Below are 429 nucleotides of genomic sequence, written 5' to 3'. Positions count from 1 at the left end.
TCGGGTATCTAATCCTGTTTGCTCCCCACGCTTTCGAGCCTCAGCGTCAGTAAAAGCCCAGCAAGCCGCCTTCGCCACTGGTGTTCCTCCTAATATCTACGCATTTCACCGCTACACTAGGAATTCCGCTTGCCTCTGCTTCACTCAAGAAAAACAGTTTCAAAAGCAGGTTATGGGTTGAGCCCATAATTTTCACTTCTGACTTGCCTTCCCGCCTACACTCCCTTTACACCCAGTAATTCCGGACAACGCTCGCCACCTACGTATTACCGCGGCTGCTGGCACGTAGTTAGCCGTGGCTTTCTTGACAGGTACCGTCATTATCGTCCCTGTCCACAGAGGTTTACAATCCGAAAACCTTCTTCCCTCACGCGGCATCGCTGGATCAGGGTTTCCCCCATTGTCCAATATCCCCCACTGCTGCCTCCC

Annotated in this window: 1 rRNA gene; it reads right to left on the bottom strand. The window is 52.4% G+C overall.

What is annotated here, in order from left to right:
• Positions 1 to 429, bottom strand: a 16S ribosomal RNA gene (locus EJJ37_RS19935); the annotation flags it as partial.

The sequence above is a fragment of the Clostridium cuniculi genome, from assembly GCF_004353185.1.
Lineage (GTDB): Bacteria > Bacillota > Clostridia > Clostridiales > Clostridiaceae > Clostridium > Clostridium cuniculi.
Note: the sequence above shows the minus strand (reverse complement) of the source record. Positions and strands in the feature narration are given on the sequence as shown.